Genomic DNA, 23,811 nt, shown 5'->3' on the forward strand with positions numbered 1-23,811 from the left:
TCGGCGTGGGGTGTCAGGCGGGAAACGTGCTGGTCAGGTCCGGATCCACTGCTGGTTGGAGCCGCCGTTGCAGGTCCAGAGCTGCACGGCGGCACCGTTGGCGGTGCCGGCGCCGTTGACGTCGAGGCAGAGCCCGGACCCGACCCCGGTGATCGTGCCGTCGGCGTTGACGCGCCACTGCTGGCCGGTGCCGCCGTTGCAGGTCCAGATGCGGGCGCGGGTACCGTTGGCCGTGCCCGGCACGTCCAGGCACTTGTTGCCGTACACGGTCAGCTGGTTGCCCGACGTGAGCGTCCACTGCTGGTTGGCCCCGCCGTTGCAGTCCCAGATCTGCACGACGGCGCCGTCGGTCGTGCTGGCGCCGTTGACGTCGAGGCAGCGGTTGGAGCCGGCGCCGCGGATCTGGCCGGTCGGGCCGGTGGAGCCGCCGGCCGCAGTGACCGACAGGTTGTCGAACTGGGCGGTGACGCCCTGCCCGGTGCCGTAGCCGACCTGGCCGGCGACCCAGGTGGTGTCCGAGACGCTGCCGACGGTGGTGCCGTCGATCGACGCGCTGAGGGCGCCGCCGTTGAGCGTCAGCGCGAGCGTGTGCCAGCGGCCTGTGCCGAGCGCTGCCACGGTACCGCTGGCGAGGGTCCGCCAGTTGCCGCTGGTGTTGTTGCTGCGGATCGACCACGCGCCGGTGTCGGTGACCTGGAAGTAGTAGCCGTTGAGGTTCTGCGGGCCCTGGTGGTTGTAGGTGTTGCCGCGGGCGATGAGCTGGGCGTAGCCGGACTTCTCGAGCATGACGTCGGACGAGAAGGTGTAGTTGCGCCAGGACAGGTCGCCGAGCAGGGTGTACGGCTCGGCGTGGCCGGACGTCCAGTAGATCGGGGCCTGCTCTGACATCTGGCGCACGCACTGCCCGGTGCGGCCGCCGCCGCAGCCGGTGATCTCGAACGAGCCCTGCTGGTCCATGAGGTACTTCGCCTCGCGCCCGGTGGCGTAGCCGTCGAAGGTGTCGCTGTAGGGCAGCTGGAGGTTGCCCGGCGCCGGGCTGGTCGCCGTGCTCTTGCCCTGCCCGGTGGTGGTCGTGAAGCTGTACACGTAGCCGGGCTGGACGGTGAGCGAGAAACGGCCGCCGGACGGCGTGATGTCGGCGCCGCGCACGAAGTAATCGGCCGGGTTGGACGACCTGACATTTGTCGACCACACGTGCACGGTGCCGGTCGACAGGCCCCCGGTGACGGTGAGGTTCAGCGTCTGGGCGGCGGACGCGTCCATCGTCTCCACCACGGTGCTGTAGTCGGCGCCGCCGGGGGAGCGCAGCGACACGTAGCTGCCGTTGGCGCGGTTGCCGCCGATGTAGCCGCTCGAGCTGTCGAGGTAGCGCCAGCCGGGCGCGGTGAACTGGGTCGTCTGCGCCATCACCCAGGCGTTGCGGCCGATCGAGTAGGAGCCGGACCAGGGCTGCTGGGCGACCGCGACGCCGGTGGTGGCCCACGGGATGTTGGGTGTGATGGCGGCGATGACGGGCCAGTTGATGTACGCGGTCATCTTGCCGTCGATGTAGCCGCGGTTGATGCCGCGGGCGAGGGCGGCGGCGCCGGCGTTGTAGTCGTCGGAGCCGTTCTCGCTGGCCCAGAGTGCCTTGCCGGTGGCCACGGCGTTGCCGGAGCTGGGGCAGCTGCTCTGCGCGCTGCGGTAGCCGCAGACGTAGTGGCTGCCGAAGACCGACACCGCGCTGGCGAACGCCGGGTCGCGCAGCGACTCGTCGGCGGCGGCCCAGCCGAAGTCGTCGGAGGCCACGAGCTTCACGTTCTGGTAGCCGCGGGCGTTGAGGGCGGAGCGCAGGTTCTTGTACCAGCCGGCGTTGTAGCCCTTCTCGTTCCACCCGCCGAGGTAGTTGATCGTCAGCCCGTGTGTGCCCGCGCAGTCCAGCCAGGCCAGCAGGTAGTCGATCGAGTCGTTGGACCAGAAGTTGCCGTTGCCGATCCAGCCGGGGGCGCCCCAGGCCAGCCCCACCAGGTTGATGCCCGGGTTGCGCGACCTGGCCTGCTCCATCAGCCACCACTCGTAGCCGCGGTTGCAGTTGATGCTGCCCCGCGTGTGCTCGTGGCTCGGCTCCGCGCCGGAGGTCGAGTTGGTGTCCCCGCCGATCTCCACCTTCAGCAGCTGCATCGCCGCGCCGGAGCCCGGCTTGAACAGGTAGTCCAGGATGTCGCTGCGCTGCGGCTCCGGGTAGTCGATCAGCAGCCGCGAGTTGCCGCCGCCGCCGCTGACCGCACCTACACCGTCGAGCACCCGCCCGCCCGACGAGCCGTCGATCGTGATCGCCGTCGCCGCCTGCGCCGGGGAGGCGACCGCGACGAGTGCGCTCGCGGCCACCACCGCCAGCCCTATCGTGATGCGCAAACGGTTCGCTGTTCTCGGCATGAGCCGTCCCTCCTGAGTCGTCAAGTGCTCAGGACATGAGACGTCTGATGTCTGTCCACGGTCAAGTGGTGATCTTCAATGAGTGTGTAAGTTACTGAGGCTGTTTACATGGACTGGTTCGCCTGGTCGGCGGCAGACATCATACGACTTGAGTTCTGGAGGGCTTGCCGCCGACCAGCAGCGGAGCCGCGGTGCCGCGCCCGAGTTCGCCTCATGAGCTGCTGTGAGGTGCCAAGGGCGATGCGCGCGAAGATGATCCTGGTGTGTGCGGAAGATCAGTGCCTGACTTGGGAGCCCACCCATTGAACTGCCGCAACGCCGCGCCGCAGAGACTCGTCACTGATTGCGGGCGGCCGACTGGCGAGATCGGCCGCCCGGCCGGGGCCGATGAGCGCTCACCCGATCAGGGCTCCCGGACTTCGGGATGTTGTGAGCCGCGCGAAGACCTCGCGCGGAGCAGGTGGGCCGCGAGGGCGACCAGCCAGGCGAGGCCGAGGTATAGCGACAGGCTCTCCAGCAGGCCGGCTGGGGCGTCGCTCCAGGTGCCGGCGAAGCTGAGTCCGAGCATGACGCTGGCGCCTAGGAACAGGGCAACGATAAGTGTGCCCGCCGCAACGCCGTAGGGTCGAGCGAATCGTCGGGCGTAGATGAATGCGGTCATGGCAAGACTGAGGAACACCAGCAGGCCGGCGATCTGGTGCAGCACCCCGTGCCATGACGTCTGGGAGGTCGCGCCGGGTGGATAGTGCGGACCGGGATCGGTCACGAAGACGCCGGCGGCGATGAGCGCGACGCCCGTCAGCATGACCCAGCGCGGACCCCAGACGGAGGCCGGTCCACTGTGGACCATTTGGCGCAGGCCGGTGGCGAACGCGATGAGCAGCAGCCCGATGGTGAGGAAGTTCGCGATCTGGACCCAGCCGCGCGAGGTCAATGCCAGTTCGCTGATCAGCTCGCGAGCGGGGTGGTAGTGCGGCCGGGTGAGCCCTTCGGTCAGCGTCACCACTGTAAACAGGGCGGGCCCGGCGATACCGGCATACAGGCGGGCGCTTGACATATCTGCTCCATTCAGTATCTGCATCATGCAGATAAATGACGTTGCAGATTATGCGCCGGTATAGTCGGGTCATGTCAAGGTCACGCCAGGCGCTGATCGCCGAACTCCAGGCGACACTGACGCAGGCGGTGACCGACGCGATCCTGGTCCAGCAGGCAGTGGCGGATCGCCTCGGCATGGGCCTGGCCGATTTCAAGTGCCTGACCGCGCTGCTGGAGCAGGGCTCCGCCACAGCCGGGGACTTGGCCCAGCGGACCGGGCTGACCAGCGGTGCAGTGACACGAATGATCGACCGACTGGAACGGGCCGGCTGGGTCCGGCGAATCCACGACACGGTGGACCGGCGACGGGTCATCGTCGAGCCGGTTCACGCTCGTCTCGGCGAGGTGGAACCCTTGTTCGAGGGGATGGCCGCCGGCTGGAACGCTGCACTCGCCGACTATGACGACACCCAGTTGCGTGTGCTGCTCGACCTCTTCGGTCGCATGCGAACCCTCGCCCGGGAGCAGGCCGCGATCATCCGTGCCGATCCCAGCAGCACGTAGGGTCTCAAGCACTCTGCAATGCCACCTACCGCAGGCGGCCGCCCGGGTCGGGCACATCGCGGTTCCACCCCGCGTTCTTGGCATCCGCTCATACCGCGACTCGCGCGGCCGGACGTCCAGCGGGCTCATGGGCTGGTGACGCGCACGTAGAGTCCGGCAGCGTGACCGACGATGAGATCTTCGAGGCGATCCGCCAGCGAATGGAGCTGGGACGGCCGACGGATCTGGATGATGCACTGCCGCCACGGGTGCCGTTGTCCGAGGCGGACGTTCGGCGTGCTGAGGCGGCGATCGGTTATCCGCTGCCGCCGTTGGCGCGGCGCATCTATCTGGAACTCGCCAACGGCGGCGTCGGCCCGTCCAGCGGGATCGAAGCCGTTACCGGCGGTGACTTCACGCTCGGTGAGTCGACAGACGAGCCTCCAGGCGCGTGGGATGACCCGGACGAGCCGCCCGCCCTACCACGCGGGGTCGTGTTCTTCTGCGACTTCGGCTGCGTCATGTGGGCCCTGCTGGACTGCCGGCACCCGCTGGGTCAGATGTGGTGGTTGGACCAGGGCGAACGGTACAAACTCCACCTGACGCTGCCCGAATGGTTCGCCGCGTGGCTGGCCGGGCAGCCGCGCACCGCTGTTGGTGCGTGTCGGCAAGCAGCGTGCGGCCTTCGGCTATCGGGGCTGTCGCCTCCAGGTGAATGTGGACGGCACCTGCGAGAACGTCGGGGCACTGACAAGCGCGGCGAGCCCCACCGTCCGCGGTACGATCGCGGCCCGTGGGACAAAAGTCGGAAGGCCGGCCAGGACGATCTCCACCAGCGCCGTTGCGTCGGTCTCGTCCTCGGTGTCCCACAGATCAGACCAATCCTGCGCGTCCAGCATCGACACGTAGCACCAGTCGTCGTCGATCAGCCCGACGATGACCACCTCGACCACGTCGTCGTCCCGGCTCACCTCGTCCGGGGTGTACGTGAACGTCGGACCGTTGTCGGCGGCGGTAGCGCCGTAGACGGCCGGCAAGTCCTCCACCGGCACCACACGGTCGTTCGCGTCCCGCTCGACGGGCTGCAGTCTGATCATCTCTGCTCGCAACGGACGTGCCTGAGCCGGCCAACCAGGCGGATGATGGTCCGCGCCTCCACGCTGCTCATGATCCATCATCCGCTATGCCGCTGCGTGTGCGCGGCAGGCGACCGGATGCCGTCACCGGCGGTGGCCAATCCGGGGAACTCTGCGGCATCCGGTCGGCCGGTGAGCCGTCCAGTCGCGACCTCACGCAATATCAGCTCTCGCGAGCGCACGCCCCGGTAGCCTCAGGCAGGTGTCGAGACCCGCCCAGCCGGTCATGACCATCGAGTAGGCATACGAACCGGCCTGCCGCTTCGTATGGCAGTACTACCAGTGGGATGTCGCTTCGGAGAGCTGGTGGCTGAAGCAGCGACGACCGAGCACTCGACCCTTGTTCGCTTCCGCGACGCCGCATGAACGTCTGGCCGGCACGCCCGCAGCCGGTCCACGGCCGTGCTGCTGACTCGACGACTACGGGGACGTGAGCTGTACCTCAAGCACCGTGTACTTGTCCCAGCAGTACAGGTAGCCGTTGTCGGTCGAGTACATCGACAGCTTTTGTCCATTGTAGTCAGACACGAGGTGCTCGCCCTCCTGATGGAAGACTGTTGCCCCGGACCATGCATAGAAGCCGACGTACGACTGGTCGCTGATTGACATGTATTTGGATTCGCCTGGAACCCTGAAGTATGTCTTCCCGTCATAGATGTACTGCTCGAGCAGCAACGGGGAGTCTGCGAGCACGGCCCAGCCGGACGAGTTCCGGCCGAGCCAGCCCAGCGCCAGGCCGTTGTGTGACAGCTTGATGCCGAACGTAGCGCTGGCGGCCTGCGACGCCGGCTCGGAAGCGCGGGAGCCGGAGGCGTCGACTTCTGCTACGGCTTGAAAGGCGCCGGCGGGACGGGCTGCTTCGGGATCCATGGACCTCTCCTTGTCCTAGAACGGCCTCCGGGACGTGCGCACAAGAGTCGTTGCGGCAGTGCACCAGATCCCGGGTAACGGCCGGCCGTGTCGGTACGTCCACGGTATAACCGCGTTCCGCGGGTGAGTGTCGTATGGACAAAGCCGCACCTGACCGGCCCCCGGACGCCCGGCCCGATGGCGACATCCAGCTCCGCTCGGACAGCGGCTCGTCGCGACGAGCCACGCCGACTTGCTCGCTCACGTTCACGCACATGCCGCCGTCCACGCTCGCTGAGTCCCATCAACCCGGCAGTTGCCGGCTGCTGGTGTTCGCCGCCGCGCCGGTTCCCTGCTTCGCACCGGCAGGCGACGGGCTCATCGACGGTGGCAAACGTCAGCGTCGATGTGGTGTCGACGACGCGGCCGGGCTGCGCCTGCCGGCTACCGTTCGATCACGGCTCGCCGAGATCCGAAGAGAGCCAATGGATGGTGACAGCACCACGGGCGATGCCTGCCGATCCCGGGCCGCTGCGGCCGCACCTGCAGCAGCGTCCACTCATGCCGATTTTCGGCGTCGCAGCTGCAGGTCGGGTGCGTGCTGCCTTCTTGGCCGCCTGGGCTCGCGGTCTACATCTCGGCTCCGCCTTGCCCACGCAATCACGTGGACGTTCAAGCCCACCCCGGGCCCACTCCGGCGGGTGAGGACGACCGATGCCGACCTGGCCTTGCGGTACCTGGCCGGTTTCGGGTTCACGCCCATCGGACCCGGTCGGTGGCGGTGGGACGGCACGCCGTCGGCCGAGACATCGGACGAGGACGTGGCCTTCGACACCGCGTTCGCGATCACTGCCGACGAGAGCCTGACCGCCGTACAACGCGTGCACACGGCGCTCGGCCTGCTCGACCTGACCGGCGCGTTCGTTGTGTTGGTCCATCTCAACGCCTACGTCCTCGACAACACCGCCCCAGCGGTCGCCGAAGCCTTCTGGTCCGGCTTCCGCGACCGGATGTCGGTCCCGGAGCCGATCGAGAACCTGCGGCTGCACTTGAGGACCTACTGGTTCGTCGGACACACCGCCAGGACCGCCTTCGACGCGCTGGTCGGCGACGACGTCCGCCACGTCGCGGCGGCCGGCCGCCGCCCCGACCTGGCTACCGGCCCGCTGCATTTACGCGCCCGCCACGTCCTGCAGGACTCAGGTTCGGTCAGCTGGAACGACAAGCGTGACGTCTTTCAGAGCGCGGGCACCGTCGTCGAGCTGCGGCCGGCGGTCTTCCGTGCCCTGCTCGGCAGCTACCACGCCGTCCACGGCAGCCTTGATCCCGCTGAGCCCTGACGCTGCTGGACAGCCTTCAGCTGCCCGAAGACACCGAACACCTGCCCCAGCTGCGCACGGTCCTCCGCGACGGCGTCGCGAACCACTACCAGGACCCCACCGCGTGGCGCGTCTGACGCGAGCACCGAGCAGCCGACTCAACACCCGACCGGCCAACTCCCGGTTCGCGCACTGCATCGCATGCTCGGTACGAACGTGCAGGTCAGTCTCATGGTGGAGCGGACGATGCACCATACGAACCGGCGGATCTTCCTCGAGGGCATTGCATTGCCGGTCGGCGCGGTCCGCCGGTGGAACGACGCCCGGAGCCTGAGCCGTTCGGCGGATGCCGGCAGTATCACCGCGCGATACTTGCCGGGCCCCGCTGCCCGTCCGACCCTGCAGCACGTGCGCGCTCATGCCGATGTCAGTGCGTCCGGTCATTCTGGGTTCGGGTGTCGGCTGCGGTGCTCGCTCCAGTGCTCCAGCCTCCCTAACCAGGACCCGCGTCAAGTGGGAGCACGAACGGCAGGTTCCAGCGGCTCAACGAAATTCCGACCACCTATCCGGAGAACTGGTAGGCGAGGACGTTGCTCCAATAGACCGTCGCAGCCACCAGCAGAAGGGTGCCGCCAATCCGCCATGCGCGGCGCGGTGATGCCAGCGCCCTGGCCGATAAATATGGCGCCCCAAAAACCAGAACAATGCCAAGCAGGCCGCCGATTATTCCGACCACTATCATCCACCACGGCCAGTGCAAGTTCTCGGGATCGTATCCCGCAGAGGTAATGATATTCAACCACCAGGCGCGCACCGCATCAGATGTTGGGTCAATCGCAAAAAAGCATGCGGTCGCGGCCAGTGCGAGAATCGGCGCGATGCATACCTCGGCCACCCAAGAGGTGTCGCGCGAGTTCTTGGCTACGGTAAACGCCGCGACGTATGCAAACGCCGTTGTGGCGGCCAGCGCAGCCAAGACGAGGAAGGCGACCACGGCACCGAGTATCGCTAGAAGCAGACCGGTCACGATGAATGAAGCAATGGTGGCGATGATACTGGCGCCAACGAAGCCAGCGAGAAGGCCACCCGGACTGGACATCAGTTGACCTCCGTCAAGGAGCCCGTAGGCGAGCAATTGGTTCAGAATCCCTGCCGGATACAACGCTTTCACATCACGGTCGACCAGGGAATCACTCGTCCCGGCGAATTGGCCCTGAAATGGTCGAGCGTTGATGATGCTTCAGCACCACTCGCGGCAGGTGACCTTGCTGCATAGCCGGTCCCGCGATGTCGTGGACCTATGAGTGACGGGCTTCTCGTTTAAAGGTAAAACCCTGTCGCACCGGTATACCCACCTGGGTCCAGCCATGCGTACTGGCAACGATCGTCGTATCCATGATCGACCCAGCCGCCAGCTCCCATCCCTCCGCACCAAGTCGGTTCAACAGGACAACCCATTCCGTCCAACCCTCGATCGGACCAGTCTCTCCATCCGGGTTTGCTTCACCGGGCATGTAGAGGTGGTAGGTGTTTGTCCAGGTTTGCGGGACCGCAGGCTTGCGTTCGGTGGCATAGATAAGCACCAGGGCAAGGTACTCCCAGCGGCCCGTCATCGGCGTAGCAGCAACAAATGCCGCACGCTCGACTCATGCTGAGCAATTAGCTGTGCGTGAGCTGCAGCCTGGGCCTGAAGTGCTGCAATCTGCGCCGGATGTGGACCGCCGGGCCAACTCTGATTTGGCGGCACCATCAGCATTCCCCTCTGTAGCTCTTGCCATCGTGGAGGGCCGGCCGTCGCCGTCGCGTAGGGAGTGCCGAACCAGGCACTTCCGGGATCATACGCGCAAAGGCAAAGGCGGATAGGTGGGCGCCCGAGCGTTCATGCCAATGGGCGATGTTGTAGCACCTCGGCGTCCGCGGCAAGGGCACCAAAGTCGTCCTCGTCCCCTGCCGCCGACGGTCGCCCGGGCCATCGAACGCGCCGTCGGCGACCGCACCGAAGGACCGATCCTGCGCAACATGCGCGACGGGCGCATGGATCGCCACGCCGCCACCCGGCGCCTCAGGCACCTGGCCGCGGCCGCCGGCATCCGGATGCCACGAATGCTCCGCCACACGTTCGTCACGACCATGCTCGACGCCGGAGTCAGCCTCCGCGACGTGCAGATCGCCGCCCGCCACGCCGACTCGCGCACCACGATGCGCTACGACCGGGCCCGCAACAATCTCGACCGCCACCCCAACTACATCCCAGCCTCATACATGACCTCTGGAACCTGACCACGACTTCACGACCATGCCGATGTTGGGAAACGTGATCAAGGTTGCGACCATGCCGAGAGGCGTGCATCTGTACGCTCGCACCGTGTCGGTATGGTCGATTGCGGCAGGTGTCTGATCCCCGCTTCCTTATCCGCGACGGAGAAGGAATAATGATGCGAGGGCGGCGATTAGGGCAGGTCCCCTACGACAGTGCGGAGCCTGTCGAGGAGTTCTGGAGCGCTACGCAGACGGGCTCGGACAGCCTTCTCGTAGTCGGCGTGATTCAAAAAGCGAAGACGCTTGGCTAAGGCGGTCAGGAACCCGCTACTCCGTACCGAGAAGCGCTCAACCACGCCGTCGTAATCGGCACCGTTGATGCAGTCTCGCAGGTCCGCCTCTTGGGTCCGAAACGTCGACTCGAGGTTAATGTTCACCGTCGGCCCAGCCCGCATGAGTTCATTGGCAGCGGGAAGTTGCGCCATCGCATGCTGACGAAGAACCTTAATCGCATTCTCGGATGCCAGATGCTTGATGTTCTGATCGTTGAGCGACGTCAGTGCTGCGGCTCGCGCGTCGGCAGCCATCAAAGCCCCATCCTCCCCGAGCGTCATGCCTTGATGCTCGGCGACGGCGTCGACTATCCAGGAGAGGTAGTACAGATTCTCGACTTCGTTGACCGGCAGCACCAGGATCTTCTTTGCCGCCATCGCGGCGACTTCGTCCGCGCTACGCGCATCTCCATCGAGCACGCCACGTCCATCAACCCAGTGGAAAGACTCTGAGTCATCAAGTCCGGCGACGGCCTGCTTGACCCCGTCGCCGCCCCCACACGGCACGACTGTCCTATCAGGGAAGAGGAGGCGATACAGTGCAAAGTCCAGGCTGGAGACCTCGCCTTCCACGAACAGCAGTTTTGATCGGCCCCCCAAAATTGCCTGCCGGACGGAGTCCGGTACGTCTAACTTCCCGTCCTCCATTCGGATGGCCCAACCCGAGGGCTCTTGTCCGTTCCAACTGACCGCACTTACAGTACAAACTGTCGTAGACGTCGGGTCCAATTTACCCAGCAGATCGAGATCATGCGTAAATAGAACGAATCCGGCGTCAGGCCTCTCTAGCGTGAGGGCTACGATGAAGTCCGACGAGATCGATCGGTGCAAGTGCCGTTCGGGCTCGTCAATCAGCAACACACTACCCGGTGGGGCGAGCAGTGCCTCTGACGCCAGCAGGAACGCTCCCTTCTCGCCGTCTGACATCTGGGAGATCGGGTATGCGGTACCAGCCTCGGTGACGGCGTCGAATCCACCCATGTCCGTAACACGAAAGCGGAGAGCCATGCCGGCAGCCGCGAAGACACGCTCGAGCTTGGCCAGCAGACTTTCTTCCACGCCATCGTCGGCAGCCGCTACCTCGCCTCGGTCGTATCGGCCGGCGGCCAGGGCATTGCGCGCATTGACCTTCGCGAGAAGGTCGTACAGCACCTTCGCCGATCGTTGCTCGTCGGCCACGACTGTAATGCGAGAGCTAGGTTCCGAGTCCCAAAGTGCGAAGTTGGCCGCGTGCTGCGTCCGCTGGCTAGTTGTCATCTCCACGCCAGCAGAGGACAGCCAGATTCGGCGGTGCGCGATGACCCTGATCGTCGGCGCGGGCGAGCCTCCTTTGTTGACACTCAGCCAAAAACTGAGGGCCGACTTCCCAGCCCCATTGGGGCCGACGAAGACCAGGGTTTCACCCGCGGTCACCGACAAGGCAATATGCTCCGAGCCGTCTTGGCTAGGGACAGCCCACCGCATCAATGGTGAGGCTCCCTCTTCCTGGGGCTGCAGCATCGCCGAACTCCTCGCCTCACGTTGAATGCCTCTTCACCAGCAGACTCCTGGGGGCGGGCATCAGCGTAAATGAGCTTTCAGCGCTCATGTGCCGCACCTCGCCGAAGTCGCCTTGTAGATGCCGACCGAAGCGCGAGGTGAGCCATCAGTTCCTTCAGGCCCTTCCGGACATCCTCCGCCAGGAACCGAACCGCTGCGTCGCCGCAGAGGACGCTCACAGGTCGGCCGCCGATGGCATCCGCTTCTGCCGCTGATCCTGCGCGGCGGCAAGACGGTGAGGCCGCAGTGAGTGCCGGGAGTGGCGACCGCTGAGGCCTCCTGGCCTGCTGGGTTTCAGGTCATTTGCTCATGCCTTCCCGAGACCGATACGGGGCTCCGATCTGATCGGGACATTGCAGGTGGTGATGGCTTGCTGTCCTCTCATCCGTGCTGCGGGTCAACTGCTCGGCGGAGGGGCGACTCGGGCGACCAGGAACTTCGGGGCCATCTCGCAGTAGCTGTCGGTGATTAGTTCGGCGATCTCGGTCCAGTCGGTGTGGTCACCGAGGGTGGTAGCGGCGACGTTGCGGCCCCATGGGGCGCGAAAGAACGGGAAGCCGCGGGCGGTCAGGCCGAGCAGGTCGTCGATCGGTACACGAAACGTCATCACGGTCGGTGCCTCACCGGCGATCAGATGCTGGGCGTCGAGCGGAAAACGTTCCGGGGCCGGCGTGTAGACGTGGGCGATTGTCCGCGTGCGGATCCGCCAACGGACGCCGATCCAGGCCGGTTCCTCGTATGTGTCGGGCAACCGCCGGCAGATCGGTCGCAGCCGGTCCAGGATCTCCGGCGGCACGTCTCCAGGACCGGACATGGGCAGACAGTAACGGTTGGCAGCAGACTTCGTGCGCCGGTCGCTCGTCGTCAGATGTCTCTCGTGATCCCTTCAGAGCGGGAGCGGCGTGACTGCGTTCGGCGCTGCCCGTCTGCGTGGCGTGTCGACTGGCGGTGTGTTTGTGGTTGCAGGCACCGCGGAGCGGCTCGTGTACCGTGTGGCAGTGCATGTCGAGGGATGTTCTTCGCGCTCACAGCCGAACAGGAAGCGGCGCGGATCGCGACCCGCGACGACGCCGAGGTTCGGGCGTTTGTCGAAGACGTCGAGATCGGCGACTGGGACGCTGAGCCGCTGGACTGCGAGACCGACAAGGCGTGGGACGCCATACACCGGTGTTTGAGCGACGGGACGCTCGGCTGCGGCCGGCGTCTGTCCCCGCTCGACATGGCGGTGCTCGGCGGCGGCCACCATTACGAGGGCGACGACTACGTCGTGGCCCACGTGCTGGCTGATGAGGTGACCCAGGTCGCCGAGGCCCTCGAATCCGTGAACGAGACCTGGATGCGGCAGCGCTACGACCGCATCGACCCGGCGAGCTACCAGGGCCTGCTCAGCGACGAAGACTTCGCCTACACCTGGCACTGGTTCACTCAGGTATGCGACTTCTACCGCAAGGCTGCTGTCGCTGGGCGGGCTGTCATCTTCACCGTCGATCAGTAGGACCACAGATCGAGGCGGCGGCTCGTCCGGCTTCCGCTCATGCCGCTACCCGATTGCCCTCCTCGTTGTGGTTGGGTGGGCGCGAGTTGGCGTGCTGAGTGGATCTAGGCTTATCGGTGTGGACGTGGACGACTTCTGGACGTTGATCGAGTTGTCGCGTGCGGCTGGGCCATCACAACGCGAGCGGGAGACTTTCCTGAGCGAGCGGCTTGGCCGGATCTCCCGCCGTCACCTGTTTGACTTCGTCCAGCACCTGTCCGCCACCCGGGAGCCGGCCAACACGTATCGGCTCTGGCAAGCGGCGGACATCATCATGACCGCGCCCTGCGGTTCAGAATTCTTCCACTACTTCCAGATGTGGCTCGTCGGCTTGGGGCGGCGCGCCTACGGCGGCGATCGCCGATCCCGACAGCCTGGCCGACGTACCGCAGGTCGTTCGGCTGGCGTCGCTTCCACGGCCATGGAAGAACGAAGACTTCCCGAGCTGGGAATCGCTGGAATACGTGGCGTGCGAGATCGGCGAGTTGAGGCTCGACATCGAGGGCGACATCCGCGACGTTGTCATGGAGGAGCGCCACGTCCGGCTACGCATGGACCCCAATCCGGACGACGTCAAGTAGGCCCAGCTGTCCACGGCCGAGGTGGCCAGGCAGTTTCCCCGCTTGTGGGCACTGTTCGGTAAAGCCTGGACCGGATAGAGCCGAACACCGCGAGAACCGTCCCGTGTCGCCGTTGAAGGTGCCAGGTGCACTCGATCGCAGACCTAGATTCGGTTCGTTACCGGACCTGCCGCTGAGACAGCGCGTTGGCGGCGCCTGCAGTGACCAACCTCCTGTTGTCGCTGTATAGGCCGCCGATCCGCGTAGGGTGTGATCATGGCAGGTCGGCCCAGGCCGCGGGCGCGGGTATTCGCCCAGTTGCTGGTGGCGTGGGGGTTGCCCGAGCCGGACCAGATGCTGGGCAATCAGCTGACGGCCAGTGCGCTGTACTACAGCGACGGGTTGCGGCGCGAGGTATCGATCATGCATCCGCCCGGCCAGCTGCAGTGGGGGGTCCAGGTTCGCGACGATGCACTGAACCTGATGGCCGGCCGTGGTTTCTGCGCAGAGTTCCAAGGCGACGACGAGTGGACCGTTGTCGACGGGCAGCGGCGCTACGTCGCCGGCCGCCGCATCTACCCGTGGCCCAACGGCCGTGAACCGCTCGACCCGCAGCTGGTCGAGGATGGTCGCCGCTACGTACCCGCCATGTTGTGGATGCTGCACGACCGCGCCGAGCTCGGCCGGCTATTGCTGGCCGGCCACGGCAGCCACGAGGGAATCTGGGAGCGGGACGGGTTGCTCGCGTCTCCCCAGGGCGCTGCAGAAGCCCGGATCGTCCAGGCGGTGATCCTTGCCCGGACGACCGGCGATACGGCACTGGAGTCCGAGGCACTGGCGAAGCTGCGAACGTCCGCGTCGATCACCAGTGGGCAGTCCGACTGGACGTTCGCCGAATGGGTCGGCCACTTCGCAGCCGAAGACCAGCAATGGTGCACCGTCGACATCACTGACCTGACGGGCCTGCAACGCCAGCGCCGTCGCAGGCCAACGCCGAAGGCCCTGTGAGCGGACCGATCCAGGTTTACCGGATCTGCCGCTGACGGTGCGTCGCGTGGGCGATACGCTGTCCGCCGTGACCGACCTGGACGAGTTCCGTGCACGCAGCCGCCTGCTGGCAGAGGTGGCCCGGCCGATGGTCGCGGCCGGCGCCGACGCAGATGCGATCGCCGCCGAGTTGCTGCGGACCTCCGGCTCGCCGATCATCGCGATCAGAGCCATCGCCGAAGCAATGAGTTTAGGCATCGGCGACGCCAAGTGGATCGTGCACCGTAACCTCGACCCCGAGGTTCGTCAGGCCACGGAGCGCCTGTGGGACGAGGCGATCGACGCCCTCCAACAGGCTGAGCACCCGCCTGCTGAGGATGAGCCGGCCAGTTGATCCGACCCTCGATCGGGTACCCGCCGTGCCCCCTACCCGCGCTTGCGGCCTGATCGGGTTTCTATGCCGCTGCGGGCGCTCGAAGACTGACGAGCGTCACCGATCGTGAGTGGCTGTCGTCGAGGTGGCTCACGATCGGTGCCGATGAGCGGGCACCTGATCTTGTTGGCGGCGCGATGCTGAGGCGTGCGTGCATGAGGTGCGACAATCCTCGCCATGTCGTATGACCTCGCCGTTTGGGAAGGCGATCGGCCGGCGGACGATGCAGCGGCCGCCGCCGAGTTCGAGCGGTTGTACAACCGCTACGTCGACTCGGACGAGGATGCGCCGCCGACGCCGAGGATCACCTCGTACGTGCAGGCGTTGCTGAACCGCTATCCGGATCGCGGCACCGACGGCGGCGCGGACAGTCCGTGGTCGACCGGTCCGCTGCTCGACGACGCCTGCGGGCCGTTGATCTACTTCCCGATAGTGTGGAGCCGTTGCGAGGAAGTCTCGGGCTGGGCCGCGCAACTGGCCGAGGACCACGGGCTGCATTGCTTCGACCCGCAACGCAACCAGCTCCGTACGAGGGCGCGGGTCAAGTGGCGGTTCGAGTTGACCTCAGAGCGCGGCCGCCCGGTTCGTGACCCTGATCCGGAGACGGTGCGGAAGGTTCTCGTACGTCTGTCCCGGGACAACTACGTCGCGATCCTCACCCGGGCCGACGGCTGGTACGTCCAGGCTGGGTACGGAGAGCAGGCCGGCACCCGCCCGGGTTGGTACGCACTGGAGCGCCAGGATGGCGCGATGGAACGGCATTTCCGAACCGAGATCAGCGACATCGCCGAGGTCGTGCGGGCCTTCGTCGAGTTCCTGCACGGCGACCCGACGTTGACCGCCCGCTTCGCCTGGCGGTCGTACGCTCCATGAACCTTCCAGCCGTGAACCATCGTCTCACCAAAAACATGTGGCGTCAGGAGCCGCCACTTCGCCTCCGTCCAAGACACCTCCGGTTACGATCGGGTCCGCGCTCATGGCCACGATCCGCGCGGACGGTCGACATGTGGCGCGCGCCCGGCAGGGGTTACGGGCGTAGTACTGCCGGCCGAGCGCCGAGTCGCCCGTAGGTCAAGATCCGTGCCAAGTACTCCCGGAATGGACCGACGAGGTCAGCGCTTGCCGACTCGAACACGCCATCAATGTCCTCCCGCCGCTGCGGACCAAGGAGGGCAAGAATGTTACGACGGTATCGCCGCCCTGTACCGATGTCCGAGGTGATGTCGATGATCGGCCTGAACCTCGACAGGTAAAGCCCACCGCACCGGCGGCGCTGACCGGCGCATGTACTGCCGGGCGATGTCCGTTGGGGCCGGCGTGCGTCATTGAACGGGTGTCAGCCAGGAGTCGTTCCGGAAAATATCGGGGCGGCGGGCCCGGGGCGGGCGCACTATGGTGCCGCAGATGACGACAAGCACGGCGATCGCCGACGCCAACGCACTCACGGCCTGCTGGGCGTCCAGATTGGAAGGGCAAGGGACGGTACTGTCCGGGGCCGGGGTGCACGTCCTGCTGGCGCTCCTCGCCCCGTTCGCCGGTGGGGCAGCCCGCGACGAGCTCATGGGTGTTGCGCCCGAGGCGTTTGAGCTGCCCGAGTCGCCCGGCATCCGGGTTGCCACCGGCGTGTGGATGCGCGACACGGTGCCGCCGACCGAGGCGTGGCAGGCGGCCGTGCCCGCTGGGTTGCGCGGGACGCTGACCGGGGACCCCCGCCAGGACCAGTCGGCGCTCGACGCCTGGGCAGCCGCGCAGACCGGTGGGCAGATCGCGGCGATGCCGGTCAGGGTCTCCGAGGAGTCTCTCATGGTGCTGGCCAGCGCCTTGTCGGTGCAGACCACGTGGGTGGAGCCGTTCCAGGAGGAGCGCGGGCTGATCTCGCGCGGGCCGTGGGCGAGACAGGACGTGGCGACGCTGTACCGGTACCTGGATGGCATCGAGGGACTGCGCACGTTGCGGGCCGTGGACACGGATGCCGGGGTCATTACGCTCGTCACGATCGAGGGGCGCGACGACGTCGACGTCGTGCTGGCCCTGGGCGAGGAGGATCAGGCCGCGTCCGCGGTGCTGCGCGCCGCCCTGCACGCGATCACCGGCGCCGCATCGGGCGGCGTGACCGGTCGCGACGGCTGTGTCCTGCGGGACAATGCCCGTCCGGACCGGGGCCCCCAGCCCGACTGGGACGACGACTGGACCGTGACGGTCGCACCCGGCGTCACAGTGCGGGAGCACAGAGCGCTGCATCAGGACACCCCCGGTCTGTCGATGAGCACCGTGCGGTTCCGGGTCGCCGGCGCACACGACCTGCTCCAACACGCCGAGCTCTTCGGGCTCACCGCGGCCACTGACACAACCCGCGGGCACTTCCCCGGGATCAGCCTGGAGCCGATGGCGGTCTCCCAGGCCCGCCAGGACGCGGTCGCCGAATTCACCGGCGCCGGGTTCAAGGCGTCGGCCGTCACCGCGATCGACGAGGCCGCCGGAGGGTTGGAGGGACCCGAGCGATACCACCGGGTACGGCACTTGAGCGTGTGCCTCGACCGGCCGTTCGGGTTCGCGGCCGTGCACCGCCACACGAAGCTGATTCTGGTCGCCGGCTGGGTGGCCGAGGCCTATCAATATTGAGCCGTGCCCGACCGCTCGTGCTGCCGACCGCGAGCGCGAGGCTGGCGGCGGATGTCACGTTCTGCAGTCACCAGTGTGCGGCCGGAGGCTCCGGAGTGGGGTGATCCAGCCGGGAAGAGTGATGGCCCGAACCGGTTTTGGAAGGCGTGAATTGCTGCGTGTCGTCCGTGGCGTCGGTGCGGTGTTGCTGTGGCTTCAGAGCTCCAGCTACCCGGGTCACGCGCCGTACTTCATCAACATCGGCGCTGCCTCAGAGCGTTGGATCGACTACCGGGGTGGCATCGAGCAAGGCCTGGGTCAGCTGTCCGGACGCGTGCACCCGCCGCCGGAGTTCGCGTTCGCTCCAGGCGCTGACATGTGGGTGCTGCGGACGGCGGAGGCCGCGGCTGAGCACGGCGCTGGGCTGTGTCAGACGTTCGACGAGGTGGTGTTCCCGCGGCTGGACGCGCACCTGGAATACAACGGGAGCGTCCAAGACGGCGAGGAGGGAGTGTGCTCAGGCCGGAGACCGCATAGGAGCCCGGGTCATGATGTCGCGTTATACGTCCACTGCAGGGTGACGTCGGGCTTCAAGCGCAGCCACAGCGTGGCCGCCTGCGCTTCTTCCGGGAACTCGATGCGCAGCAGTTCCCGCCCCTTCGTCCGGTCGACCCCGACGGTGCGAACACCAGCCAGTTGGAGATCGACGATGTCTTCGCCACCGGCCGCGGCCCGCATCCTCAGCCCGACCTGTCCGTAGCCAGGCTCCACATCCAGCTCGATCTCGTATCCGCCCCGCACCGCCAGAAATTTCACCGAGGTGTACGGCCACGGATACCGCCAACTCTCAAGACCGTCCGCGGCAAGGCCGCCTGCCGCATCTGTGTAGCGCGGCTCAGCCCCGAAGAGCCAGACCAGATCCTCAAAACTCGGGAGCGGCTCCATGACCACCACCGCATCTTCGCACTCGTGATCCGCGGCATAGCCCATTCATGCCGATTCGACGTGGCGGACACGAAGGTTGACCGTGGCCGGGACGGTGGAGCACAACGGGCGACGAGCTCAGTGTTGCAGCCAGGCGTCGATGCCGTGCAGTGCCGATTCGACCAGGGCGCGGGGCGCTCCGCTGTGACGGAGTGACGTTCGCGCGCACGTGGCCAGTTGTGCGGCGGTGAGGCCGAGGTGATCTCGCGCGAGGGTGTATTCATTGAGCAGATCCGTGTCGAACAGCAGCGGGTCGTCGGCGTTGATGCTGCAGGGCACGCCTCGGGCGAGTAGCGCCGGGAGGGGATGCTGGGCGATCGAAGGCACGACGGACAGCATCACGTTGCTGGTCGGGCACACGTCGAGCGCGACGCCGCCGGGCGCCAACCGGTCGAGCAGGCCAGGGTCGGCGATTGCTGCAACACCATGCATGATCCGGTCGGCGCGCAGCACCTCCATCGCGTCGCGCACCGACGATGGGCCGGTCAGCTCACCGGCATGCGGTACGGCAAGGAGGCCGCCCTCGCGGGCGATGGTGAACGCCTCGGCGAACAGCGGTCCTGGTGCCGCGGTCTCGTCGCCGTCCAACCCGAACCCGACGACACCATCATCGTGGCGGCGGACCGCGAGCCGTGCCAGCGCGACGGCCTCCTGCACGGGCCGGTCACGGTTGGCCGCCACGATGAGTCCGAATCCCACGCCGTAGCGATCCTGGGCGGCCCGGCCGGCGTCGAGCACGACGTCCAGGACGTCGGCGTCGGAGCCCAAGCGGCCGCCGAACAGGCCCGGCCACATCGACGGCTCGATCCACACCGCCCCGGCCAGCGCCGCGTCCTCGACGATCTCGTGGACCAGCCGCTGCGCGTCGGCCGGCGTGCGCAGGCACGCAGCCGCGGCGGTAATGGTGTCCGTGAACGCCGCGAATGAGCCGTACGCCGTGGGCAGGGTGGCGACCACTCCGGCCCGATCAGCCAGCTCCAGCAACGTTGAGCGACGCATCGCCCCATCGAGATGGATATGAAGGTGAGCCTTGGGCAACGCGGCGAGGGTCCGGCTGCCTGACATTCGGCCATGATCCCACGCCACATGTATCCACCGCGACCCTGCAACGGCAAGATGCCCGTCCGCCGTAGCCCAGACGGACCGGCGCCATAGCAGGTCGTGCGTTAGGGTCCGTCGACATTTGGGGCCAGCACTTGTCCGGTCACGTAAGAGGCTTGATCACGGTTGCGCTCATGCCGCTGATGGTGCGCGATCGCTGCCGACGCTCCTCGCTTGTGGCCCCGGCGTCGGCCTGATCGAGTCCTATTGCGGTGTCGCCCGCTGCGGCACCCAGCGCAGCAGGCAAGTCGACCCGTTTGGCCGGTGGACGCCGCTTGATGGGCGGGCCTGTTCGGGTGCTGGTTCGCTGCAGGAGGGCCACGGCCGTACCGGATGTCCCCGTAGAGTTTCGACATGTTCATGCTCCATGGCCGCCTCGGCGCGAAGCCCGGCAAGCGCGATGACCTTCTGAAGATCATGAGCGAGGCGGGCGAGTCCTTGCCAGGCAATCGGCTGTATGTGGTCGCGATCGATGAGACGGACGCTGACGGTGTGTGGGCGACTGAGATCTGGGAATCGCAGGAGGCTCACGCGGCGTCGTTGCGTCTGGACCACGTGCAGAAGCGCATCGCGCGAGCGATGCCACTGATCGACACCGGCGGCATTAGGCAGCAACGACTCGACGCCCGCGCAGGGATACCCGACTGAGCCGGCGGCCGAGTCCTCGACACTCAAACCCAGCGACCGGGCCACCGACCGCCCTCACCATGATGCGCGTTCCAGCCGCAACGTGTGGCCACCCCGATCCGGCCGCCCGTCAAACGTCGATCGCTGGTGGGACTGCCTGATCAGATTCACGCATATGCCGCGATCCGCGTGGGCGGTCGTCGTGTGGCGCGCTCGGCGGTGTTCACGGGCGTAGTAGTGCCGGCCGAGCGGCGAGTCGCCCGTAGGTCAAGATCCGTGCCAAGTACTCCCGGAATGTCGCGAGCGACTGCGGATCTACTGCCAGTTCGACGATGATCTCGGCGTCCTCCAGGCCGAGGTCGACGAGGGCGGCTTCGCTGACGACGACGCGCATACGGTTGCCGTCGATGCTCAGCTCACGGACGCACCCGTATGCGGTTCCGTGGCGCTCGGTGAGCAGGCAGTAGGTGTCCATGCCCAACCGGACGTCCTGGGCGTCAGGGGGATCGTCGCCGGCCTGGAAGATCAAGGCGCGGCCGGTGCCGTCGTCTCGTTCCGCGACGGCGGCGACCAGGCACTGCTCCTCATCGACGCCGGCCGGGGACGCGACGAACTCAATCGGCATGGCGCCGTTCTTACCACAGCCGGCCGAGGCGCCTACGGCGAGATCATCAGGACCTCCGCTATGCCGCCGATGGTGCGCGCGAGACGGAGCATACGTCTGTGGTGTGTGGAGGCTGTTGGCGATCCGAACGCGAACCACCGGGGCCTCGTTGGTGAAGCAAGCCACGGAGTCGGCCCGAGGGCGTAGTGGGACGTGACTCGAGCGCGCTGGTAGCCGAGCCACCTCAGAGGGCCGCCCCTGGCGATCGAAGTCGGCCCGAAACTGTGGGGGCCGAGCCGGCACGCTCTCGGGCCGTCGTGCCCGGCCCGGGACCGGGTGCCCGCGGGCGGCGCCGGGTAGCTGCACCGCTCCTCGCGGCGCGGTGCCGGATCCGTCCGGTACCGCCGCGCCTGTCGCCCGGTTGCGTTCCAGGTGGCCAGCCCGGCGCCGTCACGCTGTGGTGGTGCGCGGGGCGACGATGTCGGGGGTGCCGAAGCGCACCGGGACGCCCGGGGAGTAGAGCACGCTGTCGGGCGGGCCGACCGGGGCCGGCAAGCCCGCCGCCAGGATCAGGGTGTCGTCCAGGTCGAGCAGGTCCGCGCGGTACAGCGGCCAGCGCGGATGCTCGTTGGGCAGGTGCAGGGTGCGGCCCCACGCTCGGGTGTGCAGTCCCCAACGGGCGGTGACGAAGTGCTCCAGCGGCGTCGGCTCGGCGATCGGCGCGCCGATCCGCACCGCCATGGCGTTGCCCGCCGGGCGGGGACCCGGCCAGCGGCGGCGGCTGGTGTATGACACGACGTCGCCGTCCTTGCGCATGCGCATCCTCGCCCACTTGTAGGGCAGCCGCAGCGACACCTGGGCGGTCAGCACCGCCGGCAGCCGCTCCGCCTCCAGCGACAGGAACACCACCGCCCGCCGGCCCGACCCGTCGACGCTGTAGAGGCGCACGTTGGTCTCGCAGAACGTGCCCAGGTAGGGCAACCCCGGCCCGCGGAACAGGCCGAGCCCAACCATCCGGAAGCCGATCAGGCCGATATACGTGACTCCGCCGAGCGTGTCGGGCACCGCCCCGGTCGGCAGGAAGGGCGCGACGGTCTCCGGCGGCACTGCCCAGTGCAGAAACGCCAGGTCGTGCCAGCGCTGGACCAGCATCGAGCGGCGCACCGGGCGCAGCGTCTCCGGGGTCACGTCCTCGATCCTCACCATGCCATCATCGCTCAGCCGGCCACCGTGATCCGCGCGGTCCGGTCCAGGCCGGCGTCTTCGGTCATCGAGGCGAGGCTTGGCAGATCTCGCGCTCCAGGATGACCGGCAGCCGCCGACCCGCCTGCCCGTCGTCCCTTGTCGATCGGGTCACTCGGCCTCAGGCCGTTCGCCGGCGCCCCGCTCCGCGTACTGCCCGGGCGGGCGGGCGGGCGACGAGCATCGGCGAGCCGGCGGCCACGTCGCACCGATCGCTTCGAGCCCGAGTGTGTACGAGGCGCCGGCCAACGAGGACGGCACGATCCCGAGATCTGCCAGGGGCTGTACATCGACCCCGAGCGTCACCGGCCGACGGACCGCCCACGTTCGCGCGGCGATTTGGGGGCCCGCCGCGGCCGTGTTCGTTCGCGCCGCGGCTCGAACGGATTCTGGGCCGGTCACGAATGCCTGTCGCCGTTCGAGTACGACTTGGCGCTGTTCGCCGGCGGTCAGCCCTCTCCCGTCCTGGCGATTCGACGATCGACTGGTGGCGTCACTCCTGGGGCACATGGACAAGGAGCTCCCGAGCGTCATTGACGCTGGCCGCGATCGCCCACCCGTGACCGTGCCGCGCACAAGCTCGACGGCATCGCGACCACCACGGATGCCGGCATCCGCACATGCCGCCGACCGTGCGCTGGCGGCGACGATCGTCACGCTCTGTAGATCGCGTTGCGGCCTGATCGTCGGCTGGTGCGAAGTGATGCTGCGGCGTGGCAGTGATGTTGCGTCGGTACACGTCAAACATGGGCGACATCGTTCGAGGTTTATGGGTCAAGTGAAACATCGGTTTTCGGGACGATCGGGTCGATCGGTTGGGTGGGACCGTTCTCCGCTTCGTAGCTGTCGGCGAGAGGAAACCTGCACTCGCACGCGCTGCAGGTGGCGTGGCCGAACAGGTAGGTAATGCCGTTGGCGAGAACGGTGTCGCCGCCGGCGATTGCGGTGCCGTACATCCATCGGCCGATCCCGGTCAGCTGATCGGGATCGGCCGGGATGAGCGGGCGCCGACGGATGTCGCCGTCGTTGTAGTGGCGGATCGCCGCGTAGTGGCCGTAGTCGCCGATGACGATCGCCAGGCGGGTGGCGCAGCTGGGGCAGCCGAGGTGGTAGTGCTCGTCGGTGAAATTCAGGCTGATCTTGGCCCAGAAGGTGTAGCCGGCGAAGCCGAGCGCGTCCTGCATCACGTGCACCAGCGCAGATGCGGCCGAGGGTGCCCTGACACTGGCCAGACGGTCCTCGGCGAGACGGTACAGCGCGGCCGGGACGTGCCGGTTCGCGCGGACCAGGTCGTCGTGCTTGTGGTTGCGGTGCAGGCTCCGCACGATCACGGCGGCGAGATCCAACGCCCGATCACGGTCGGGCCGAGCAGCGGCCCGCGCGATGCCGGCCAGACCCGGCAGCGCGGCGAAACCGGCGGAACACCAGCACTCGCCTTCTACAACGAGCCGCCGTTCGAGGTCCTTCCAGGTCCTGGCATCCGGCCGCTGTTCGAGCCGGCCGAGCAACCGCTCGACGAACACGCCGGGACTACCCCAATGATCCTGCACCGACCACCAATCGATCACCGCGCTATCAAACACCGCCGAGGAGAACGCATACGCATCTGCGATGGTCATCCGCCGCCCTAGCCGGGCCGGTATCCCGGAGTGATGGACCTTGCGGCTTGCCGACGCGCTGATCTGCCGAATTGAGCGCACGTGATCAA

The 23,811-nt window shown here is 67.1% G+C and carries 22 protein-coding genes and 2 pseudogenes; 11 read left to right on the top strand and 13 right to left on the bottom strand.

The window, feature by feature from the left end; all coding sequences use genetic code 11:
- Positions 1-33: 33 nt before the first annotated feature.
- Together Dvina_RS16835 and Dvina_RS16840 are read right to left on the bottom strand one after the other, a co-directional pair.
- Positions 34-2,415, bottom strand: coding sequence for a ricin-type beta-trefoil lectin domain protein (locus tag Dvina_RS16835; protein WP_223103417.1), 2,382 nt, complete (start codon positions 2,413-2,415; stop codon positions 34-36).
- A 403-nt stretch (positions 2,416-2,818) separates the two neighbouring features.
- The gene (locus Dvina_RS16840) at positions 2,819-3,472 is read right to left on the bottom strand and encodes a DUF998 domain-containing protein (protein WP_223103418.1); all 654 of its coding nucleotides are present in this window, start codon (positions 3,470-3,472) and stop codon (positions 2,819-2,821) included.
- 71 nt (positions 3,473-3,543) lie between these two features.
- Here Dvina_RS16840 and Dvina_RS16845 point away from each other — a divergent pair, with 71 nt between their 5' ends.
- Both Dvina_RS16845 and Dvina_RS55710 read left to right on the top strand, forming a co-directional pair.
- Positions 3,544-4,017 carry a MarR family winged helix-turn-helix transcriptional regulator gene (locus Dvina_RS16845; protein WP_223103419.1) on the top strand — a complete coding sequence of 158 codons (474 nt, stop codon included), beginning with the start codon at positions 3,544-3,546 and terminating at the stop codon, positions 4,015-4,017.
- Between the two features lie 200 nt (positions 4,018-4,217).
- A pseudogene (locus Dvina_RS55710) lies at positions 4,218-4,559 on the top strand (SMI1/KNR4 family protein); the annotation flags it as partial.
- Between the two features lie 126 nt (positions 4,560-4,685).
- Here the strand turns inward: Dvina_RS55710 and Dvina_RS16850 are convergent.
- Together Dvina_RS16850 and Dvina_RS16855 are read right to left on the bottom strand one after the other, a co-directional pair.
- Positions 4,686-5,093: a hypothetical protein gene (locus tag Dvina_RS16850; protein ID WP_223103420.1), complete on the bottom strand. Its 408-nt coding sequence runs from the start codon at positions 5,091-5,093 to the stop codon at positions 4,686-4,688.
- 459 nt (positions 5,094-5,552) lie between these two features.
- Entirely contained in the window at positions 5,553-6,002 is a 450-nt protein-coding gene (locus tag Dvina_RS16855) for a hypothetical protein (RefSeq protein ID WP_223103421.1), read from the bottom strand.
- A gap of 680 nt (positions 6,003-6,682) precedes the next feature.
- On the opposite strand from Dvina_RS16855, the gene Dvina_RS16860 reads away from it, so the two are divergent.
- Positions 6,683-7,321 (top strand): hypothetical protein, encoded by a 639-nt coding sequence (locus tag Dvina_RS16860; protein ID WP_223103422.1) that lies wholly within the window; start codon positions 6,683-6,685, stop codon positions 7,319-7,321.
- Positions 7,322-7,862: 541 nt separating this feature from the next.
- Here Dvina_RS16860 and Dvina_RS16865 read toward each other — a convergent pair.
- Together Dvina_RS16865 and Dvina_RS16870 are read right to left on the bottom strand one after the other, a co-directional pair.
- Positions 7,863-8,471 carry a hypothetical protein gene (locus tag Dvina_RS16865; RefSeq protein WP_223103423.1) on the bottom strand — a complete coding sequence of 203 codons (609 nt, stop codon included), beginning with the start codon at positions 8,469-8,471 and terminating at the stop codon, positions 7,863-7,865.
- 127 nt (positions 8,472-8,598) lie between these two features.
- Positions 8,599-8,883, bottom strand: coding sequence for a hypothetical protein (locus Dvina_RS16870; RefSeq protein ID WP_223103424.1), 285 nt, complete (start codon positions 8,881-8,883; stop codon positions 8,599-8,601).
- A 304-nt stretch (positions 8,884-9,187) separates the two neighbouring features.
- Here Dvina_RS16870 and Dvina_RS16875 point away from each other — a divergent pair, with 304 nt between their 5' ends.
- Complete coding sequence (locus Dvina_RS16875; protein ID WP_246656263.1) at positions 9,188-9,580, top strand: tyrosine-type recombinase/integrase; 393 nt, start codon at positions 9,188-9,190, stop codon at positions 9,578-9,580.
- Between the two features lie 170 nt (positions 9,581-9,750).
- On the opposite strand, the gene Dvina_RS16880 is transcribed toward Dvina_RS16875, so the two are convergent.
- Entirely contained in the window at positions 9,751-11,391 is a 1,641-nt protein-coding gene (locus tag Dvina_RS16880) for an AAA family ATPase (RefSeq protein ID WP_223103426.1), read from the bottom strand.
- 436 nt (positions 11,392-11,827) lie between these two features.
- The gene (locus Dvina_RS16885) at positions 11,828-12,244 is read right to left on the bottom strand and encodes an MmcQ/YjbR family DNA-binding protein (RefSeq protein ID WP_223103427.1); all 417 of its coding nucleotides are present in this window, start codon (positions 12,242-12,244) and stop codon (positions 11,828-11,830) included.
- 198 nt (positions 12,245-12,442) lie between these two features.
- Here Dvina_RS16885 and Dvina_RS16890 point away from each other — a divergent pair, with 198 nt between their 5' ends.
- The 6 genes and pseudogenes from Dvina_RS16890 (at position 12,443) to Dvina_RS16915 (ending at position 17,566) form a co-directional block, all read left to right on the top strand.
- The gene (locus Dvina_RS16890; RefSeq protein WP_223103428.1) at positions 12,443-12,925 is read left to right on the top strand and encodes a DUF1877 family protein; all 483 of its coding nucleotides are present in this window, start codon (positions 12,443-12,445) and stop codon (positions 12,923-12,925) included.
- 124 nt (positions 12,926-13,049) lie between these two features.
- A pseudogene (locus Dvina_RS55715) lies at positions 13,050-13,253 on the top strand (DUF4240 domain-containing protein); the annotation flags it as partial.
- 547 nt (positions 13,254-13,800) lie between these two features.
- The gene (locus Dvina_RS16900; protein ID WP_223103394.1) at positions 13,801-14,532 is read left to right on the top strand and encodes a hypothetical protein; all 732 of its coding nucleotides are present in this window, start codon (positions 13,801-13,803) and stop codon (positions 14,530-14,532) included.
- A gap of 46 nt (positions 14,533-14,578) precedes the next feature.
- The gene (locus tag Dvina_RS16905; RefSeq protein ID WP_223103430.1) at positions 14,579-14,905 is read left to right on the top strand and encodes a hypothetical protein; all 327 of its coding nucleotides are present in this window, start codon (positions 14,579-14,581) and stop codon (positions 14,903-14,905) included.
- Positions 14,906-15,121: 216 nt separating this feature from the next.
- A complete protein-coding gene (locus tag Dvina_RS16910) occupies positions 15,122-15,817 on the top strand; it encodes a hypothetical protein (RefSeq protein WP_223103431.1) in 696 nt (231 codons plus the stop codon).
- A gap of 531 nt (positions 15,818-16,348) precedes the next feature.
- Complete coding sequence (locus Dvina_RS16915; protein WP_223103432.1) at positions 16,349-17,566, top strand: serpin family protein; 1,218 nt, start codon at positions 16,349-16,351, stop codon at positions 17,564-17,566.
- A 525-nt stretch (positions 17,567-18,091) separates the two neighbouring features.
- On the opposite strand, the gene Dvina_RS16920 is transcribed toward Dvina_RS16915, so the two are convergent.
- Together Dvina_RS16920 and add are read right to left on the bottom strand one after the other, a co-directional pair.
- Positions 18,092-18,535 (bottom strand): hypothetical protein, encoded by a 444-nt coding sequence (locus Dvina_RS16920; protein WP_223103433.1) that lies wholly within the window; start codon positions 18,533-18,535, stop codon positions 18,092-18,094.
- 72 nt (positions 18,536-18,607) lie between these two features.
- Positions 18,608-19,594 carry an adenosine deaminase gene (gene add / locus Dvina_RS16925; RefSeq protein WP_223103434.1) on the bottom strand — a complete coding sequence of 329 codons (987 nt, stop codon included), beginning with the start codon at positions 19,592-19,594 and terminating at the stop codon, positions 18,608-18,610.
- A gap of 390 nt (positions 19,595-19,984) precedes the next feature.
- Between add and Dvina_RS16930 the strand changes: the two genes are divergently transcribed.
- On the top strand, positions 19,985-20,278 hold the full coding sequence (locus Dvina_RS16930; protein ID WP_223103435.1) for a putative quinol monooxygenase: 294 nt from the start codon (positions 19,985-19,987) through the stop codon (positions 20,276-20,278).
- Between the two features lie 202 nt (positions 20,279-20,480).
- Here Dvina_RS16930 and Dvina_RS16935 read toward each other — a convergent pair whose 3' ends face one another.
- The 3 genes from Dvina_RS16935 to Dvina_RS16945 all read right to left on the bottom strand — a co-directional run bounded on the left by Dvina_RS16935 (position 20,481) and on the right by Dvina_RS16945 (position 23,722).
- Entirely contained in the window at positions 20,481-20,882 is a 402-nt protein-coding gene (locus tag Dvina_RS16935; protein WP_223103436.1) for an Imm10 family immunity protein, read from the bottom strand.
- 429 nt (positions 20,883-21,311) lie between these two features.
- Positions 21,312-22,064, bottom strand: a complete 753-nt coding sequence (locus Dvina_RS16940) for a YqjF family protein (protein ID WP_380030651.1) — start codon at positions 22,062-22,064, stop codon at positions 21,312-21,314.
- An 806-nt stretch (positions 22,065-22,870) separates the two neighbouring features.
- Entirely contained in the window at positions 22,871-23,722 is an 852-nt protein-coding gene (locus Dvina_RS16945; protein WP_223103438.1) for a hypothetical protein, read from the bottom strand.
- Between the last annotated feature and the right edge of the window lie 89 nt (positions 23,723-23,811).

Source organism: Dactylosporangium vinaceum, from assembly GCF_019904175.1.
Lineage (GTDB): Bacteria > Actinomycetota > Actinomycetes > Mycobacteriales > Micromonosporaceae > Dactylosporangium > Dactylosporangium vinaceum.